The following is a 17,193-nucleotide window of genomic DNA, read 5'->3' as shown; positions in this document are numbered from 1 at the left end:
ACGGCACCCGCCGAGGACGCCTGCGGACATCTTCGGCGCCGACGTATCTGGCAGCCGTCTTCTCACTCCTTCCCCACGAGAACCCGTCGTTGTCGTCGCACTGGAGGTCGTCATGCCCGGTTGGTACGTCCACCTGGAAGCTGCCCACGACTCTGCGGACCGACTGCGGACGGGGGCGGTGCCCGCGGGCTTCCCCATCTCGGTCTTCGACGCCCAGGCGATCGGCGAGCACTGCCACACCTGGCGCAACTACCTCGAGCTCGGCGCGCTCGGACCCGACCTCTTCTACCTGCTGCCCGACTTCAAGAACACGACAGGCCAGGTCATCCGTCAGGTCGTGCAGTGGGCGCTCGACGTGTGGCAGGTCATCGACGCCGAGTTCGTCGCCAAGTGGGAGAAGTGGATCGACCCGATCTCGACGAACACCTCCCAGCTCGCCTCCCAGCTGACCGGTGGTCTCTCGAACCAGCTGGCCCAGGTCCTCGACGAGCTCATCTCCTCGCTGCTGTCGGCGTTCAAGGGCCTGCTCGCAGAGATGGGCGACTGGTTCGGCGTCCTCACCTCCGGTGTGCCGCAGGGGTTCGGGGACGACGCGTTCTACTGGTCCGACATGTTCCACTACCGGCGGACCTACCAGTTCCCGTTCGTCCTCTTCCAGCAGGCGCAGCAGGCCCTGGCCAATGCCGGGAACGACGCCGAGCGTCAGGACGCCGAGGCGAGGATCGCGTTCGCCGTCGGGTGGATGTCGCACTGCGCGACCGACGTCACCGGGCACGCCTTCACCAACGCCAAGTCCGGCGGCCCATACCGCGACCACTGGCAGCGCCACCACCTCGTCGAGAACCACATGGACTCCGAGAACTACGGCGCGCGGAACCCGGGGCCGCTCTACGGGGAGTACGGCACCTCGGCGCTCCACTTCCGCCTCGCCTTCCGCCACCGCGACGACGCGCCCTACAACGGTCGTGACGACGCACCGGCATACGACTACTGGAGCGGTTTCCCGGCATACGACAACGACGACGGACCGACAGCGACGGCAAACCGGCGCAGCTTCTTCGACCTCGAGACAGGGCCGTTGCCGAGCCATCTCGTCGGGGGCCTCCTCGACGCGATGTCCTCGGTCTACGGGTCCGAAGGGCCGCACATCCTGCTCCAGGACCCGCAGTTCTCGGCGACCGATCCGGCCACCGGCGACCCCGACGGCCGTCCGAACGAGGACGCGATGGCCCAGATGTGGGAGATCGTCTACCGCTACCTCAAGATGACGAGCTCGGACGCCATCAGCCTCCGGCTCCCGCCACCTCCGACCGTCTTCACCGACCACTCCTTCCCGACCCCTCCCGGCGGTGGGGGTTCCGGGATCGACGACGACCCGGGCCGCGGCGCCGACGTGGACGACGACGACTCGTTCACGCTGCTCGACCTGCTCCTGGCGCTCTTCGCGTGGATCGTCTACATCGCGCAGGTGGTGGTGTGGCTGGCCACGGTCCTGCCCGGGCTCATCGTCGACGTCACGACCTTCCCGGCCCGCGTCGTCATCTACTGGGCCGTCATCGTGCCGCTGTGGAACACCTACCTGCTCGCCCGCCGCGCCCTGGTCATGTCCGGCTTTGCGATGCCCAAGCCGGCGGAGATCAACACGGGCCTGACCACCCTCGGCAACGAGGGGACCTACGACATCGCGTCAGCCCTGGACAACCCCTTGGGTATGCCGTCCGCCCCCAGACCGGTCACCGAACCTTCCGGGCGACTCACCGCGGCGCACCCGCGCGGGCTGGACCGTGCCTACCCTCGCGGCATCGTGCGCGACCTGCCCAGCGCCATCAGCCGGTCGGACATCACCGGGGCCTTGGGGCTCACGGGTCCGCTGCGCTACCGCGCCGATGCTCCCGGTGACGAGTTCAAGGCGTCGGAGTGGATCGCCCCGTGGCGCTACCCGCTGACCAACCAGGCCGGTGACGGCGTCGCCCAGGAGGGCGCGGAGACCCACGTCGGCCCCTACGTCGTCGGCTCCAACTCGACGATCCTGCTGTCCGGGCTCCTCGGTGACGACGGTGCGCGCGCATCGTTGGAGAAGGCGGCGTCACCAGCCGAGACCCTGGCGGCCCTCGACACCCACCTCCCCTCGGACGAGCACCTCGGCGGGCCGGTCGACTACGGGCTCTACCTCGTCGGTCGGATGGTGGCCAAGTCCGGGCAGTCCCAGTTCGACGTCCCCGACTTCAACCTCGACGCCGACCGCGGCTACGCCTGGCACTGCTGGGACTGGGACCGGGGCAAGGAGACCTGCCGCCCCGACATCAACCAGGAGTTCGGCGAGGACTACTCCTACCCGCAGCCGTGCACCTCGCCGCAGGGCTTCCACGCGGACCACGACCTGCCCTCGCAGCCCGGCCTCTGGTACGTCGAGTCACAGGACCTGGCGGTCCACTACCTGCCCGGTGACGGTCCCCCGTCCTGCCTGGAGCAGCACGACCACGACCCCGTCACGGATCCCCGGTGGCGAGACCAGCTCCGCGAAGGGAGGGGATGACCATGTCGCGCAGGACGAAGCGAGACGACGACGACCACCCGGTCCTCACGCCCAAGGAGGACGAGGCCCAGCGGGGCACCGACCCGCCCGGCTCGTTCGGGCACGTCGACCTCCCGGACGGTGAGCTCGACCCGGACTGGCAGCCGGGTCAGGCGGGCGACGAGGCCGAGTCGCTCATCAAGGAGATCGGCGGCGAGCACCGACCGCGTCGCGAGGACGTCTACCCCTACCTCCTCATCCGGGCGTTCAGTCCCGGTGACCGTGGAGCGAGGCCGACATGGCCGCCACGGCCGTGCTGGGAGTCACCGGACATCGCCCTCATCGACGCCGGCTGGACCGGCCCCTACGACCCCAGCCAGCTCGTCGCGAGCCCGACCTCCGGTCGCAGCTACCGGGTCTTCGTCCGCATCTGGAACCTCGGCCTCCTCCCGGCGATGGGCGTCCACGTCCGCGCCTGGGCGGTGAACCCCGGCTTCTTCGGCGGGGACCCGAGCAACCCGGCATACCAACCTGTCCTCATCGGCGGAGCGATGGTGCACCTGGAGGACCGCACGCGTCCCGGAGCGATGGCCGTCGTCGAGCTCGACCACACCTGGGACATCCCCCCGGACCTCACCGGTCACGAGTGCCTCATGGCGACCGTGAGCTGCCCCCTCGATGAGTGGAACGGCGTCCTGGACGCCAACAACGACCGTCACGTCGGGCAGCGCAACCTCACGATCCTCGCCGGAGCGCAGAGCGCGAAGGAGATGCTCTTCACCCTCGGCGCGGCCGTGACCAGGTCCGGCACCCTGGAGCTCGTCCACGGTGGCGCTGCCGTCGTCCCGCTCCTGCGCGGAGTCCTCGGCACGACCAAGTCGGAGTTCGGGTCAGCAGCACGGCTGCGCGCCCCGGACATGAAGTCCCTCCGCCTGGGCGTCGACATCGGCACGGGCCGGCATCTGCTCACGATGTTTGCGGTCGAGGGCGGGTGGCTGGTCGCGGACAGTGCGCGGGTCTGGACGCTTGCCATCGAGCACGGCCTGGTCCGGGACCGTGGCCGCCACCGCACCGGCGGCGACGGCGACGGACATCCCTTCGCCGAACCGAACGGGAGTCGCCGACTCATCGAGGAGCTCGGGCCCGACTACTACGGCGAGATCGGCGTCGTCGTGGACGGCGACTCCGGCAGCGCCCTGCTCGAGGGCCTGCTCCATCTCTGGGACCTGCAGAGCCTCGACGCCGTCGACCTCGCCCGGGCCATCGCCGGCGACAAGCCGGGCGCCCACCTGCTCCGGTTCGCCCACACCGACCCCGAGCTCGAGGAGGTCGGTGGCTACTCGCTCACGGTCATCGGCTGAGCACGGCGGCTGACGCGCGTGAGGAGGACCCCCACGATGGCGAGCCCACCGCCGACGAAGGTGAGCGCCGGCGGCACCTCCGCCAGGAGGGCCCACGCGATCAGGGCCGCGATGAACGGCACGAGGAAGGTCGTCAGGGTGACCTTGCCGGCGTCGCCGCGCGAGAGCACGTAGGCCCAGGTGGTGAAGGCGATGGCGGTCGGGAAGATCCCCAGATAGGCGATCCACCACAGCGTGCTGGCGTCGGCCACCGTGACCACCTCGACGAGGTCACCGGCCCACGGCAGGCAGACCACCGTCCCGATGACGCACGCGATCCACGTCACCTCGGGACCCGGCATACGTCCGAGCAGTGGTTTCTGCGCCAGCACGCCGATCGCATAGGTGACGGCCGCCAGCACGGCCAGCCACACCCCCACGGTGTCGCCCGAGCCGTCGCCCGAGAAGCCGCGGGCGATGATCGCGACGCCCACGAAGCCGACGAGCATGCCGGCGAGCAGCCACCGGGTCAGGCGCTCGCCGAGGAAGACGGTCGCCAGCAACGCCACGATCAGCGGGCCGATCTGGACGATCAGGGCCGTGGTGCCTGCGTCGATCCGGCGCTCCGCCTCGTTGAGGGCGAGGTTGTAGATCCCGAACCAACCGATCCCGCAGACCACGAGGAGCCACCAGTCGCGGCCCTGGGGCCAGGTCGGCCGACGTCGAAACACCAGGAACGACAGGGCAGCCGAGGCAACGAGCAGGCGGCCGAGCGAGAGCGCACCGGCGGGCACGTCCCTGCCGAGGTGGCGGATGGCCACGAACGCCGACGCCCAGAGGACGAGGGTGACGCTCATGGCGACCAGGACCCGCCAGTCCAGCGCTCCCGCACCGCGGCCCGGGTGCGCGGTGTCGACGGAGCCGACCTCCGACTCTCGAGGAGCGGGTGCGGCGCCGGCGGAGAGGGTTGTCACTCGCTCAACGGTAGGCGGAGGCCGGGACACTCTTCGAGCGGATTCCGGCCAGATGAGGGCGAGTTGCCGCCAGGAGGAGCGGCCTGCCGCCCGCAAGACCGAAGCGGCACACCCCAAGGGGGGTGGTCGCGGCTCGTCGAGCGTCCTAGCGTGAAGGGGTTCCCCAGACGCAAGGGGTGGCAGAACCATGAGCCCGCCTGACGACACGGAAGGACCAACGACATGAGAGCACTCACCTGGCACGGCCCGGAGGACGTCCGCGTCGAGGAGGTCCCCGACCCACGCATCGAACAGCCCAACGACGCCATCATCAAGGTGACCTCCACAGCCATCTGCGGTTCCGACCTCCACCTCTACGGACCGCTCGGCCCCTTCCTCTCGGTCGGTGACGTGCTCGGGCACGAGACGATGGGAGTCGTGGAGGAGGTCGGCCCCGAGGTCACCCACATCCGCGCCGGCGACCGGGTGGTCATCCCCTTCAACATCTCCTGCGGTCACTGCTGGATGTGCACCCGTGGCTTCATGGCGCAGTGCGAGACGACGCAGGTCCGCTCGCAGGACAAGGGCGCCGCGCTCTTCGGCTACACCGAGCTCTACGGCTCGGTCCCTGGCGGCCAGGCGGAGTACCTGCGCGTGCCGCAGGCGCAGTTCGGCCCCATCCCGGTGCCGGAGGGTGTCAGCGACGAGCGCTTTCTCTATCTCTCGGACATCCTCCCGACCGCCTGGCAGGGCGTGGAGTTCGCCGCGGTGCCGGAGGGCGGCAGCCTCGCGGTCTTCGGGCTGGGTCCGGTGGGACTGCTCGCGGTCGCCATCGGGGCGCACCGTGGGTTGCAGGTCGTGGCCGTCGACAACGTGCCGGAGAGGATGGCCAAGGCTGAGCAGTACGGCGCGACCGTCATCAGCAGCTCCGAGGACGACGTGCCCGCCGCGATCCACGAGCTCACCGACGGCCGTGGTGTCGACGGCGCCCTCGACGCGGTCGGCATGGAGGCCCACGGGAGCCCGGCCGCCGCCGCCGCCATAAAGGCAGTGGGCCTCATCCCCGACAAGATGGCCAAGCCCCTCATGAAGAAGGCCGGTATCGACCGGCTGGCAGCCCTGCACAACGCCATCCGCGCGACCCGCCGCGGTGGCACCGTGTCGATCAGCGGTGTCTACGGCGGGATGGCCGACCCGATGCCGATGATGGAGCTCTTCGACAAGGGACTCACGCTGGCGATGGGTCAGTGCCACGTCAAGCGGTGGGTCGACGACATCGTCCCCGTCGTCATGGAGGACGGCGACCCGCTCGGCCTCGAGACCCTCGCAACGCACCGGCTGCCTCTGGACGATGCGCCGGCGGCATACAAGACCTTCCAGAAGAAGGAGGACGGCTGCATCAAGGTCGTCCTCAAGCCCTGACCCACCGCAGCCGCCCAGATGCTGGTCGAGCACGGCGATCATCCTTCCCAGGAAGGGTGGTCGCCTGCTTGGTCATGGTGCCCCTGGCACCTCGCGCGCCCGTTCGTCCGCGGGGAGGAGCCGTGGTTCGACCCGTCCGTCGAGCCAGGCCGTGATCATGTCGCCGAAGAGGTCGGGGTCCTCGATGCTCCACACGTGGTGCATGCCGGGAGCAAGGCGGGTGTGGGCCCCTGAGGGCAGGTCGGTGACGGTGTTCATCGATGTCCTGACGACCCGGGCCTCGCGTTCTCCCGCCACGAGGAGCATCGGTCCGGCGTAGGCGTCGAGCCCGGTCGGCGACGCCCCCGCGTGGATCTCGTCCAACATCCCCCGCGCGGTGTCGCGCCTCACGGAGAGCCCGTGGCTGACATAGAGACCGCGCGAGTCCGGCGGGAGCCGGAACGCCGCCGCCTGAGCCCGCCAGAACCAGGGCCTCTCCCACAGTGCGAGCTGGAGCCGTGCCGACAACCGGTGGAGTCCGCGAACCGGCTGCAACGGCGCCCCTGAGGCCAGCACGGAGGCGACGGATCCGGGATGCCGGGCGGCCAGGTGGAGCGCCACCAGACCTCCGAGCGAGAGACCGACGACGTGGAAGCGACGGTGGCCGGTCAACGCCTCCACCCGGTGCACGACGTCATCCGCGGCGCCACCCAGCCCCGGCCATGTCTCCTCGGTGCGTGAGCCGAAGCCGGGCAGGTCCGGAGTGATGACCGTGCGATGGGAGAGAGCCGCCAGCTGTGGCTCCCACATCCAGCTCGCGACGTTGCCGCCGTGCAGCAGGACCACCGGCAGGGAGTCCCGGCTTTGCGAGGGCCGGGAGGCAGGGTGCAGCTGGGCAAACGGCTCGGTCAGCGCCCCAGTCACGACAGGGCCTTCTCGACGTCGTCGAGCCATTCCAGCTCGGCGCGAGCGTGGCGCACCCCGTTGTCCACCGTGGCGAGCCGCAACCTCGCGGCCCGGTCGACCGGCTCTGCCTGGCTCTCGCGGATCGCCGTGACCGTGTCGAGGAGGCTCTGCGCCGCCTCGCGTCTGCGCCCCAGCAGGATCGCTGTCTCCTCGGCGTCGAGGTCGCCGGCAAAGAAGACCCGTGCGAGGAAGGAATCGCGGGACGTCTGCCGGTCGAGGTCGGAGACCAGCCATGCGTGCAGCGCCTCCTCGCCGGCGGCGGTGATGCTGTGCTCCTGGCGATGCGGCCCCGCGGTGCCTCGCGTCGTCCGGACCTCGACGAGGCCCTGGTCCACGAGTGCGGCCAGGGTCCGGTAGATCTGTGCCTTGTCGGCCGCCCAGAAGTAGTTGACGGAGGAGTCGAACCGGCGCTTGAGGTCATAGCCGGACATCGGGGCGAGCTTGAGGAAGCCCAGGATCACGAACTGAAGAACCATGCGACTAGTAGACGTCACAACTAGGGGACTTGTCTACTAGTTGGCGGAGGTCGCGGAGGAGGGGCGTGCTCCGACGACGCACGGCTCCCGACGCTCAGCCTGCAGCCACACCGAACCAGCGCACAAGCGCCTCGGGGAGATCCGGTCCGCCGTCGCCCGACCAGACGACGTGTCCGTCGGGCCGCAGCAGCAGCGCCGGCGCCCCGAGCTCGTCGCTCCGCTCCGCGACGAGGTCGACCCGGTCAACCCACCCCTCGAGTGACAGCGCTCCCGTCTGGTCCACAAGCACGCCACGACCGCTGTGCAGCAACGGATACAGCCTCCTGCCGCTGGTGAAGGTGACGTCGCGCTGACGGCGACCGAGCAGGTCAGAACCCTCGCCCACGGCATACCGGACTCCCAGAGAGGTGATCTTCCCGAGGAGGTGGGCGTGCACACCCGGGAGCTCCATCACCTCGGCGAGGAGCGTCCTGACGGCCTGCGCGCCGGGCTCGGGCGACTGGAGCTCGGCCTGTGCGCGCGTCACCGTGAGGACCTCCTGGGCCACGGGGTGCCGCTCGGACTCGTAGGTGTCCAGCAGACCCTCTGGCGCCGTGCCGCAGACGGTCGCCGCGAGCTTCCAGCCGAGGTTGAACGCGTCCTGCAGGCCGGGGTTGAGGCCCTGCCCACCCTGTGGCGGATGCACGTGCGCGGCGTCGCCGGCCAGGAGCACCCGCCCGATGCGGTAGTGCTCCGCGAGCCGCGTCGCGTCGCCGAAGCGCGACAGCCACCTCGGCGAGTGTGCGCCGAAATCCGTGCCGGCATATGCCGTGAGCTGCGTCCGCAGGTCCTCGAGCGTGGGCGGTGGGGCACCCTCGTCGGCGACCTCCGCGGCCGCGACGATGCGATAGACGCCGTCTCCGACCGGCCCGGCCCCGAAACCGCGATGAGTCTGATGGACGCGCTGGATGACGGCCATGACCTCGTCGAGCGGAGTCGTCAGCTCGGCCTCGCCGAGGATCCACTGTCGACGCGCGGGCTCCCCCGGGAAGGGGATGTCGAGCAGCCGCCGCACTGCGCTCCGACCCCCGTCGCAGCCGACGACCCAGCGTGCCCGGAGGGTCGTGCCGTCGGAGAGCCCGACGTCCACGCCCATGGCGTCCTGACTCACACCGATGGCCTCGACACCCCGGCGGATCGGGATGCCGAGCTCGTCTGCGCGCTCGCGCAGGGCTTCCTCGACAAGTGGCTGCGGGATGGCCAGCGTGTAGGGGTATGTGGTGTCGAGCTCGACCGGCTTGCTCGTCCTGATGCCGGCGAAGAAGCCGTCGGCCGGGTGGGTCGTCCCCTGCGGCAGCAGATCGTCCAACAGGCCGCGCATCTCGAGGATCTCGATGCTGCGGGCATGCAGGCCCATGGAGCGGACCATCGGATTGGGTTCGAGGTCCCTGTCGAGGACGACGACATCCACCCCGTGGAGCTTGAGCTCGTTCGCCAGCATGATGCCGGTCGGCCCGGCCCCCACCACGATCACGTCGTGCATGCGTCTCCCCGTCCCATGAAGTGGTTGCGCGCCAACGACTTTCGCGCGGTACGGGCCCCATGGTGAACCAAGACCGGGGCCTTGCGGCAAGCCCCCTGGTGCGCTATATCTTGGTAGTGGCAGGGAGACTCATGTCCCTGCCTTCGTCATGTCGCACCGTTCGCCGGGCGCCATCCGGGGGGCGGGTCCTCGCCCACGCGACCGTCGACAGCCTCGCGCAGCAGGTCGGCATGTCCGGTGTGGCGGCCGTACTCCTCGATCAGGTCGAGCAGCAGCCGGCGCAAGTTGGCGTGCTGGCCGTGCGCGCCCACATGCACGGGCTGGTCGAGCCCGCCGGTCTCGAGCCGCTCGGCCGCCGTCGCGCGCGACCGTGCCACGGCGTCCTCCCAGAACGCATACAACGTCGCTGGGTCGTCGTCGTCGGCCGAGGTGTGCTCCCAGTCGTCATCCTCGTCCCAGCCGTTGTCCTGCCAACGCCGACGGCATCGGCTCGTCCGCCAGCTTGCTGCGGAACGTCTGGTCCTCGACGACCGCCAAGTGCTTGAGCAGCCGCCCGAGGGTGAGCGACGACCTGCCGATGCGCAGGCACAGTGCGGCGGCAGGCAGACCATCCGCCTTCCACCGGAACGTCCACCGCAGCCGTTCGAGCGCCGCCAGCACCTGCTCGCCTCGGCCCCCGCGAGAGGCGGCTCCCACGGTGTCTCCTCGCTGCCCGGCACCGGGTCGGTCATGACTCCTCCCGTCCCGTCGAGCTGCCGGTATGCCGGGTGGCCGGGTCCGTCGCGAGCCGCGCTTCCAGCGCGGTGAGGTCACGTTCGGCGAACTGCCGGTGCCACCACTCCTCGTCGAGAAGGACGTCGAGGCAGTGCTTGACCACGAAGGTCTCGCCCTCGGGTGGCCAGCCGGCTCCCACGATGGGTGAGGTCGTCTCACCGAGCTGCTCGTCAGTGAGGGTGGCGAGCAACGTCCGCACCCTGTCGAAGCGGCCGTCTCTGAGCACCAGGGCCTCGTCGAGCGTCGGCCTTGCGTCGCGATCACGGGGGACCGCAGGGATGTCGGGCATCTCGTCGAACGGGAGGTCGAGCGGATGCCACGGTGACGGTTCGCCGAGGATGGCGCGGCCGAGCCAGGAGTCAGTCGCCATGGACAGGTGGCGCAGCGTCTCGATGAACGACCACTCCTCGGCGACGCTCTCGTGCAGCAGGTCCGGATCGACCGCCTCGAGCCGTCGAGCGCGAGCGACCGTGCCCGACCAGAGCCCGTCGATGACCGACCACGCCTCCCGGAATCCGTCGGCGTCGCTGGGCCGCAGCTGTCGTCGCTCGGGGTGGAGCCGGTCGAGCTCGGCCTCGACGAGGGGACCGATGTCGACCCCGTTGACCCGCACGTCCTCCATCGGGCCCCACATCTCCACCTGCTGGAGCTCGACGCCTCGCATCCGGACGTTGCGAAGTGACGCATTGCGGATGTCGACGTCAGCAAGGTCGACCGAGCGGAAGGTCGATCGACTGAGGTCGACCCGGTCGAACCGTGAACCCGAGAGGTCCACGTGCTCGAAGCTCGTGCCCAACAGCTGCTCGTCCCGGAAGGTGCGTCCCGTCGGCTCCGTCTGCGTCATGGACGGAACGGTAGAACCCGATCCGGACGATCTGCGTCCGGTTCAGGTTGCGGTGGTGTCGATCTGTCGGCTGGCCGGTGAAGCCGGGTGGCGAGCTGAGACAGCCAGGGCAAGGGTGGCAAGCCTTCCGGCTCGTCGGTCGGATCGAGGGTGGGGCAGGTCCACCTCCAGGTCGAGCCGCTCGACGTTGAGCCGCTGCCCCGAGACTGGAAAAGGCGGGCCCGACGCGCCTAGGTTGTGTTCGTGGTGGACAGGGCGACCACGCGACGTGAAGGAGCGACGATGGGCGGGCACCCGGCATACCTGCAGACGGTGCTGGACTGCGAGCGGCCCCGAGAGCTGGCCGAGTTCTATCGGCAGCTGCTCGGGCTCGTCTACCGAGCAGGCGACGAGCCGCCGACCGACGGCAGCGTGGACGATGCTGACTGGCTCGTCCTCACGCACCCCGACGGCACGCGCGGGCTCGCGTTCCAGCAGGTCGGGCGGCTCGAGCGGACCACCTGGCCCGAGCACACGGTGCCGCAACAGCTGCACGTCGACTACGTCGTCGACGACGTCGAGGAGCTGGAGCGGCACAAGGACGAGGCCCTGCGTCTCGGCGCCGAGCTGCGGCTCGACCGCACCGACGACGACGAGGAGCCGCTCTACGTCCTCGCCGACCCGGCCGGGCACCCGTTCTGCATCTTCGTGGGGTAGGACAGACTTCGGGGCATGGTCGAGGCGGTCAACGAGCTCCTGCTCCGGAACGCAGGAGCAGCGTGGGTCATCCCGGCGATGTTCCTCTTCGCCGCCTTCGACGGCATCCTCCCACCCATCCCCAGCGAGTCAGCCCTCATCGGTCTCGCGGCGGTGGGGGGTTCGACGGGGGAGCCGAACTGGCTGGCGCTCGGCCTGGCCGCCGCGGCCGGTGCCTGGATCGGGGACAACGGGGCCTACCTCCTCGGGCGACACGGCCACCTCGACCGATTCATGGAACGCACGGATCGGCGTCAACGGGCGATGGAGTGGGCGAGCACGCAGCTGGACCGCAAGAGCGCGGTGATCATCGTCGTGGGCCGCTACGTCCCGATCGGGCGGGTCGCCGTGAACCTGACCGCGGGTGCGTCGCACTACCCGCGCCGCCGCTTCTCGCTCCTCACCGCCTTCTCCGCGGTGATGTGGGCCTCCTGGTCAGTGGCTCTGGGGACCTTCGCGGGGAGCTGGGTGCAGGACAACCCGCTGCTCGCCGCGGCCCTCGGCATCGGGCTCGCCCTCGTCGTGGGGCTGCTCATCGAGCGGTTCGTCTCCCGGGCCACGAGAACGGACGCTGCGTAGCCAGTGGGCGGCGATCTCGCGAGCGTCGGGTGAACACGGCGGCTCCCGTCGGAGGTGCGGGTCCGGGGCGGTCAGACTGCTGCCATGGTCGAGGCGGTCAACGGCTTCATCGAGCTCCACTCGGGTTCGCCGTGGCTGATCCCTGCCCTCTTCGTCTTCTTCGCCATCGACGGGGTGCTGCCCCCGTTGCCCAGTGAGGGAGTCCTCATCGGGTTGGCCGCGGTCGGCGCCTCGTCGGGCACACCGCACTGGCTCGCGTTGTTCGTCGCGGCCGCGGCGGGCGCGTGGGTGGGCGACAACCTCGCCTACGTCCTCGGGCGGCGCGCCCGCCTCGATCGGTTGCTGGAGCGCACCGCACGCGGGCGGCGGGCACTGGTCTGGGCGCGCGGCCACCTCGACCGACGTGGGGCCGTCATCGTCGTCGTCGGGCGCTGGGTCCCGGTCGGTCGCGCTGCGGTCAATCTCGCAGCCGGTGCGACGGGCTACTCGCAGCGCCGTTTCGCCGGGTTCACGGTGCTCTCGGGTGTCGTCTGGTCGGCGTGGTCGGTCGGGGTGGGGACCCTCGCGGGCCGCTGGGTGCGGGACAACCCGCTCCTCGCAGCCCTCGTGGGCGTGGCCGTCGCCATGGTGGTGGCCGTCGTCATCGAGCGCGCCACCCGCCTGATTCCGGCGCCGAAGCGGGTCGCTGCCGACCGCCTGTGAAGGCGTGGTGAGTATCGCCCGCACGGCGTTGCCGGGTGCGCATCGAGCACAGAACGATGACAGAGTGACATGGAGTCAGGCCGGGCAGTCCGCCCGGATCACGGAGATGATGAGGGGTTGTGCAGGTGCGTTCGCGTGGGTGGGGATTCAAGCTGGGGGTCACGGTCGTCGTGCTGGCGGTGCTTGTCGGGGGAGGCGTGTGGGGCGGTATGACCTGGCTGTCGCGCGACAAGGAGGCGGCCAGAACAGCCGTCGACCGCGTCGCGACCGGCCTGGCCGATGGCAAGGTGGCGTCGGGCAGCACTGTCCCGGACGATGCCCGGACGGACGTCGCCGAGATCCTCAAGGGCATGGGCAAGGCCGAGCACGCCGTCACGGTCGCTTCGATGACCGAACCGGACGGCGGCACGGCGCAAGCCACGTTGAGGCACGTCTGGACCCTGCCCGGGACCGACGAGCGATGGACCTACGAGACGCCACTGACGGTGCGCAAGGCCGACGGCACGTGGGCGGCAGAGTGGTCGCCCGCGATCGTCGCCCCCGACCTCGTCGAGGGTGAGACCCTGCGGATCAGGCGGGAGCAGCCGGCGCGGGCCGAGATCCTCGGCGCCGGGGGCCAGCGGATCGTCCGGCCGCGACCCGTGTCACGCATCGGCATCGACAAGACGAAGGTCACCGCGCCCCAGGCGCTCGCGTCCGCACCGCTGCTCGCCGATGCGGTCGGGATCAACGTCGCGAACTACGTCACGGCCGTCCGGAACGCCGGACCTCAGGCGTTCGTCGAGGCGATCACGGTGCGAGAGGGCAGCCCGCAGGAGGCGTCGGCCCGAGCGCTCGACGCGCCCGGCGTCTTCTTCGTCGCCGACACCATCCCACTCGCTCCCACCTCCACGTTCGCCCGGCCCCTGCTCGGGGTGGTCGGTGACGCGACCGCCGAGATCGTCGAGAAGTCCGAGGGCCGCGTCGCCGCGGGCGACGAGGTGGGGATCGGCGGAGTGCAGGCGGCATACGACACGCAGCTGGCAGGCCAGCCGGGCCTGACCGTCGTCGCGAACGGTGGACCAGAGGATCGCACCCTCTTCACCTCCGAGGCCACGGCCGGCAAGCCCGTCACCCTCACCCTCGACGTCGCGCGGCAGCAGGCCGCCGAGGACGTCCTGGAGGAGGTCGAGTCGGCCTCGGCCATCGTCGCCGTCCAGCCGTCCACGGGCAACGTCCTCGCGGCTGCGAGCGGCCCGGGAGGCAAGGGTGTCTCGACCGCCACGCAGGGGCGTTACGCGCCGGGCTCGACGTTCAAGGCCGTGTCGACGTTGGCCCTGCTGCGCGCCGGGGTGACCCCGGCCAGCAGGGTCGTGTGCACGCCCACCATCACCGTCGACGGACGCTCCTTCAAGAACGTCGACACCTATCCGGCATCCGCGCTGGGCTCGGTCCCCTTCAGCACGGCCTTCGCCAACTCCTGCAACACCGCCTTCATCCGCGCGGGCGAGGAGCTCCCCCCGGCCGGGTTGCCCACCGCCGCAGCCGCGTTGGGCCTCACCGCGGAGCCGACGCTCGGGGTGCCGGGATTCCTCGGCTCGGTGCCACAGCCGCAGCCGGGCACCGACCGGGCCGCGTCGATGATCGGCCAGTCCAAGGTCCAGGCGTCACCGCTCGGCATGGCGACCGTCGCGGCGTCGATCGCCGCGGGCAAGCCCATGGCCCCTCGGCTCGTCACCGATGAGGCGGCCACGACCACCGCGCCCAAGGCCCCCGCCGATCCGGTCACGGCCGCCGAGGGCGCGCAGCTCAAGGCCCTCATGCGTGGGGTCGTCGAGCAGGGCAGCGCGGACTTCCTCGCCGACGTGCCGGGCGCCCCTGTCGTCGCCAAGACGGGCACGGCCGAGTTCGGTCCCGCGGACGCTCTCAAGGAGCACGCCTGGATGATCGCGATCCAGGGAGACCTGGCCGTGGCTGTGTTCGTCGAGGAGGGCGAGGGCGGCGCGACCACTGCCGGACCCCTGCTCGAGGAGTTCCTCCGCGCCGTGGCCTGACCTACCGCAAAGGAGGTGGGGCGATCGCCCCGCTTCCCGTGCAGTGGCCCGCGATGTCAGGAGCCGCTGACCTCAGCGAGCCGCCGCAGGGCCTCGCGCCGCTCCTCGGCGTGGTCGACGATCCGCTGCGGATAACCCTGTGCGTAGCCGTCCTCGTGCTCCCACGGCTGGTGCGCCGCCTTGCCGCTGAGGTGCGCGAGCTCGGGCACCCACCGCCGCACGTAGGCGCCGTCGGGGTCGAACTTCTCGCCCTGGGTCACGGGGTTGAAGACGCGGAAGTAGGGAGACGCGTCGGTCCCCGTCCCCGCGACCCACTGCCACCCGTGGTTGTTGGACGCGATGTCGCCGTCGATGAGGTGGTCGAGGAAGTGCCGCGCCCCGATCGGCCACCACACGTGCAGGTCCTTGGTGAAGAAGCTCGCGGTGATCATCCGGACCCGGTTGTGCATCCAGCCCTCTGCGAGCAGCTGGCGCATGCCGGCGTCGACGATCGGGTAGCCCGTCGTCCCTGTCCGCCACGCCTCGATCGCGTCGGTGGGCTCGTCATAGGCCATGCCCTTCAGGGCGTCCCGCAGGTCGTGCCATGCGCTGGACGGGTTGTGCCACAGCACATCGGCATAGAACTCGCGCCACCCGATCTCGGTGGCGTAGGTCTGCGCCCCCTCGCCACGACGACCTGCGAGGTCGGCGAGCAGGGTGCGTGGGTGGAGGACCCCCAGCTTGAGATAGGGGGAGAGCCGTGACGTCCCGTCCGTGCCGGGCACGTTCCGATCGGTCGCGTATGCCGTCAGCGCGTTCTCGAGGAACTCCCGCCACCGGGCGTGGGCACCCTTCTCTCCTGCCGGGGGAAGGTCGGGCAGGTCCGGGGCGTCGAGCGCGTCCCGGACCGCCCGGGTGGCCCTGTCGTCGTCGCCGGCGTGCCGAAGGGGCAGCTCGCCCGGGCGGGGTGCCGGCTCGGGCCAGCCGTGCGCCCGCCACGCCTTCGCGAACGGTGTGAAGACCTTGTATGCCGTGCCACTGCCGTTGAGCACGAGACCCGGCCCCACGGCATACGGGGTCCCCGTCTCGACCCACTCGACGCCGCCGGCCGCCAGGCTCTCGGCGACGGCCGCGTCCCGGCGGCGACCGAAGGGCGTCGTCTCACGGGTGACGTGGACCGACGTCGCGCCGACCCGGTCGGCGAGCTCGGGGACGACCCGGGCCGGGTCGCCCCAGAGCAGGGTCAGGGCGTCGTCGAACTCGGCACGCGTGGCCTCGAGCGTGGCAGCGAGCCAGGCGCGACGCGCCGGCCCGGCGTTGGTCCACAGTGCGGGGTCGATGACGTAGGCGACGACCAGGTCCCCGTCCGCCGCGTCACGGGCGGCGAGCAGGGCCGGGTGGTCGCTGCGGCGCAGGTCGCGGCGCAGCCACAGGAGCGAGGTCATGCCTCGATCGTGTCACCTCGGACCCCGAGGAACGCGTCGAGGACGGCGGCCTCGCGCCGGAGGTCTTCGGCCCGGTCGCGGTGTCCGTCCGCCTCGACCTCGGTCGAGGCCTCGCGGCGCTCCTCGACCTCGCGGTGCAGAAGCGCCCGCACGTCCTCGGGTGTGAGCTCACGACGTGCTGCCTCGGTCGCACCCGCTCCGATGGCGGCGCCTGCGATCGGCGAGTCGTCGGTGCCGAACGAGGCCGTCTCGACGTCATCAGTGGGGACGGCCTCGGCATTGTCGATGGCGCTGAGTGCCGAGCGCAGGGCCGAGACAGCGGCCGTGTCGCGACAGCGCATGGCTTCTTGAGGGTGGCGCGCATCGATGCGCGCACCTCGTGGACCGACGGGAGAGCAGTGGAGTCCGGCACCTGGCCATCGTGGTCGGGCGCGTGCTTCGATGAGGACATGGACAACGAGAAGCGTGTCGTCAGCGCCAGCCGGGACATCGCCGCCCCGGCCGAGGCCGTCTTCGAGCTCATCGCTGACCCACGGCGGCAGCCCGAGTGGGACGGCAACGACAACCTCGTCGAGATCATCAAGGGCGACCGCATCCGCGGCGTCGGTGAGGTCTTCGCGATGCGCACGACCAAGGGCAACCACCGCGACAACCTCGTCGTTGCCTTCGAGGAGGGGCGGCGCATCGCGTGGCGCCCCGGCAGCGAGGGCAAGGCGCCGGCGGGTCATGAGTGGCGCTGGGAGGTCGAGCCGCTCGCGGACGGTGGCTCACGGGTCACGCACACCTATGACTGGACGGAGCTCACCGACGAAGCCCGTGTGCCGCGTGCCCGGGCCACGCAGGAGCCGCAGCTGCGCGCGTCCCTCGACCGTCTGGCGACCCTCGCGGAGTCCCTCACCTCGTGACGCGGACATCGTGGATGTGCCCTG

The 17,193-nt window shown here is 70.7% G+C and carries 16 protein-coding genes and 1 pseudogene; 8 read left to right on the top strand and 9 right to left on the bottom strand.

Going from position 1 to position 17,193, the window contains the following annotated elements:
- Positions 1–112: 112 nt before the first annotated feature.
- A complete protein-coding gene (locus ACFQW8_RS07105; protein WP_380086278.1) occupies positions 113–2,536 on the top strand; it encodes a zinc dependent phospholipase C family protein in 2,424 nt (807 codons plus the stop codon).
- A 2-nt stretch (positions 2,537–2,538) separates the two neighbouring features.
- The gene (locus ACFQW8_RS07100) at positions 2,539–3,876 is read left to right on the top strand and encodes a hypothetical protein (RefSeq protein ID WP_380086277.1); all 1,338 of its coding nucleotides are present in this window, start codon (positions 2,539–2,541) and stop codon (positions 3,874–3,876) included.
- On the opposite strand, the gene ACFQW8_RS07095 is transcribed toward ACFQW8_RS07100, so the two are convergent.
- On the bottom strand, positions 3,852–4,829 hold the full coding sequence (locus tag ACFQW8_RS07095; protein WP_380086276.1) for a DMT family transporter: 978 nt from the start codon (positions 4,827–4,829) through the stop codon (positions 3,852–3,854). The genes ACFQW8_RS07100 and ACFQW8_RS07095 overlap by 25 nt on opposite strands.
- Before the next feature lie 222 nt (positions 4,830–5,051).
- Here ACFQW8_RS07095 and ACFQW8_RS07090 point away from each other — a divergent pair, with 222 nt between their 5' ends.
- The gene (locus ACFQW8_RS07090) at positions 5,052–6,230 is read left to right on the top strand and encodes a zinc-dependent alcohol dehydrogenase (protein ID WP_380086275.1); all 1,179 of its coding nucleotides are present in this window, start codon (positions 5,052–5,054) and stop codon (positions 6,228–6,230) included.
- 72 nt (positions 6,231–6,302) lie between these two features.
- Here the strand turns inward: ACFQW8_RS07090 and ACFQW8_RS07085 are convergent, their stop codons facing one another.
- The 6 genes and pseudogenes from ACFQW8_RS07085 to ACFQW8_RS07060 all read right to left on the bottom strand — a co-directional run bounded on the left by ACFQW8_RS07085 (position 6,303) and on the right by ACFQW8_RS07060 (position 10,791).
- A complete protein-coding gene (locus ACFQW8_RS07085; RefSeq protein ID WP_380086274.1) occupies positions 6,303–7,133 on the bottom strand; it encodes an alpha/beta fold hydrolase in 831 nt (276 codons plus the stop codon).
- Positions 7,130–7,651 carry a PadR family transcriptional regulator gene (locus ACFQW8_RS07080; protein ID WP_380086273.1) on the bottom strand — a complete coding sequence of 174 codons (522 nt, stop codon included), beginning with the start codon at positions 7,649–7,651 and terminating at the stop codon, positions 7,130–7,132. The genes ACFQW8_RS07085 and ACFQW8_RS07080 overlap by 4 nt, the downstream gene beginning before the upstream one ends.
- A 94-nt stretch (positions 7,652–7,745) precedes the next feature.
- Entirely contained in the window at positions 7,746–9,173 is a 1,428-nt protein-coding gene (locus ACFQW8_RS07075) for an FAD-dependent monooxygenase (protein WP_380086272.1), read from the bottom strand.
- A 146-nt stretch (positions 9,174–9,319) separates the two neighbouring features.
- Positions 9,320–9,583, bottom strand: a pseudogene (locus ACFQW8_RS07070) (mycothiol transferase); the annotation flags it as partial.
- A gap of 34 nt (positions 9,584–9,617) precedes the next feature.
- Positions 9,618–9,869: a mycothiol transferase gene (locus tag ACFQW8_RS07065; protein ID WP_380086271.1), complete on the bottom strand. Its 252-nt coding sequence runs from the start codon at positions 9,867–9,869 to the stop codon at positions 9,618–9,620.
- 31 nt (positions 9,870–9,900) lie between these two features.
- A complete protein-coding gene (locus ACFQW8_RS07060; protein WP_380086270.1) occupies positions 9,901–10,791 on the bottom strand; it encodes a DinB family protein in 891 nt (296 codons plus the stop codon).
- Positions 10,792–11,073: 282 nt separating this feature from the next.
- On the opposite strand from ACFQW8_RS07060, the gene ACFQW8_RS07055 reads away from it, so the two are divergent.
- The 4 genes from ACFQW8_RS07055 to ACFQW8_RS07040 all read left to right on the top strand — a co-directional run bounded on the left by ACFQW8_RS07055 (position 11,074) and on the right by ACFQW8_RS07040 (position 14,840).
- Entirely contained in the window at positions 11,074–11,487 is a 414-nt protein-coding gene (locus ACFQW8_RS07055; RefSeq protein ID WP_380088618.1) for a VOC family protein, read from the top strand.
- A gap of 15 nt (positions 11,488–11,502) precedes the next feature.
- Positions 11,503–12,105 carry a DedA family protein gene (locus tag ACFQW8_RS07050; RefSeq protein ID WP_380086269.1) on the top strand — a complete coding sequence of 201 codons (603 nt, stop codon included), beginning with the start codon at positions 11,503–11,505 and terminating at the stop codon, positions 12,103–12,105.
- An 84-nt stretch (positions 12,106–12,189) separates the two neighbouring features.
- Complete coding sequence (locus ACFQW8_RS07045; RefSeq protein WP_380086268.1) at positions 12,190–12,807, top strand: DedA family protein; 618 nt, start codon at positions 12,190–12,192, stop codon at positions 12,805–12,807.
- A 125-nt stretch (positions 12,808–12,932) separates the two neighbouring features.
- Complete coding sequence (locus ACFQW8_RS07040; RefSeq protein ID WP_380086267.1) at positions 12,933–14,840, top strand: penicillin-binding transpeptidase domain-containing protein; 1,908 nt, start codon at positions 12,933–12,935, stop codon at positions 14,838–14,840.
- 56 nt (positions 14,841–14,896) lie between these two features.
- Here the strand turns inward: ACFQW8_RS07040 and ACFQW8_RS07035 are convergent, their stop codons facing one another.
- Both ACFQW8_RS07035 and ACFQW8_RS07030 read right to left on the bottom strand, forming a co-directional pair.
- Entirely contained in the window at positions 14,897–16,264 is a 1,368-nt protein-coding gene (locus ACFQW8_RS07035; protein WP_380086266.1) for a cryptochrome/photolyase family protein, read from the bottom strand.
- Complete coding sequence (locus tag ACFQW8_RS07030; RefSeq protein WP_380086265.1) at positions 16,261–16,605, bottom strand: GatB/YqeY domain-containing protein; 345 nt, start codon at positions 16,603–16,605, stop codon at positions 16,261–16,263. The genes ACFQW8_RS07035 and ACFQW8_RS07030 overlap by 4 nt, the downstream gene beginning before the upstream one ends.
- 108 nt (positions 16,606–16,713) lie before the next feature.
- On the opposite strand from ACFQW8_RS07030, the gene ACFQW8_RS07025 reads away from it, so the two are divergent.
- A complete protein-coding gene (locus ACFQW8_RS07025; RefSeq protein WP_380086264.1) occupies positions 16,714–17,169 on the top strand; it encodes an SRPBCC family protein in 456 nt (151 codons plus the stop codon).
- The last annotated feature ends 24 nt before the right edge of the window (positions 17,170–17,193 follow it).

It is taken from the genome of Knoellia altitudinis (genome assembly GCF_042666355.1).
GTDB lineage: Bacteria > Actinomycetota > Actinomycetes > Actinomycetales > Dermatophilaceae > Knoellia > Knoellia altitudinis.
The sequence above is the reverse complement of the archived record's forward strand: the minus strand, read 5'-3'. Positions and strand labels throughout refer to the sequence as shown.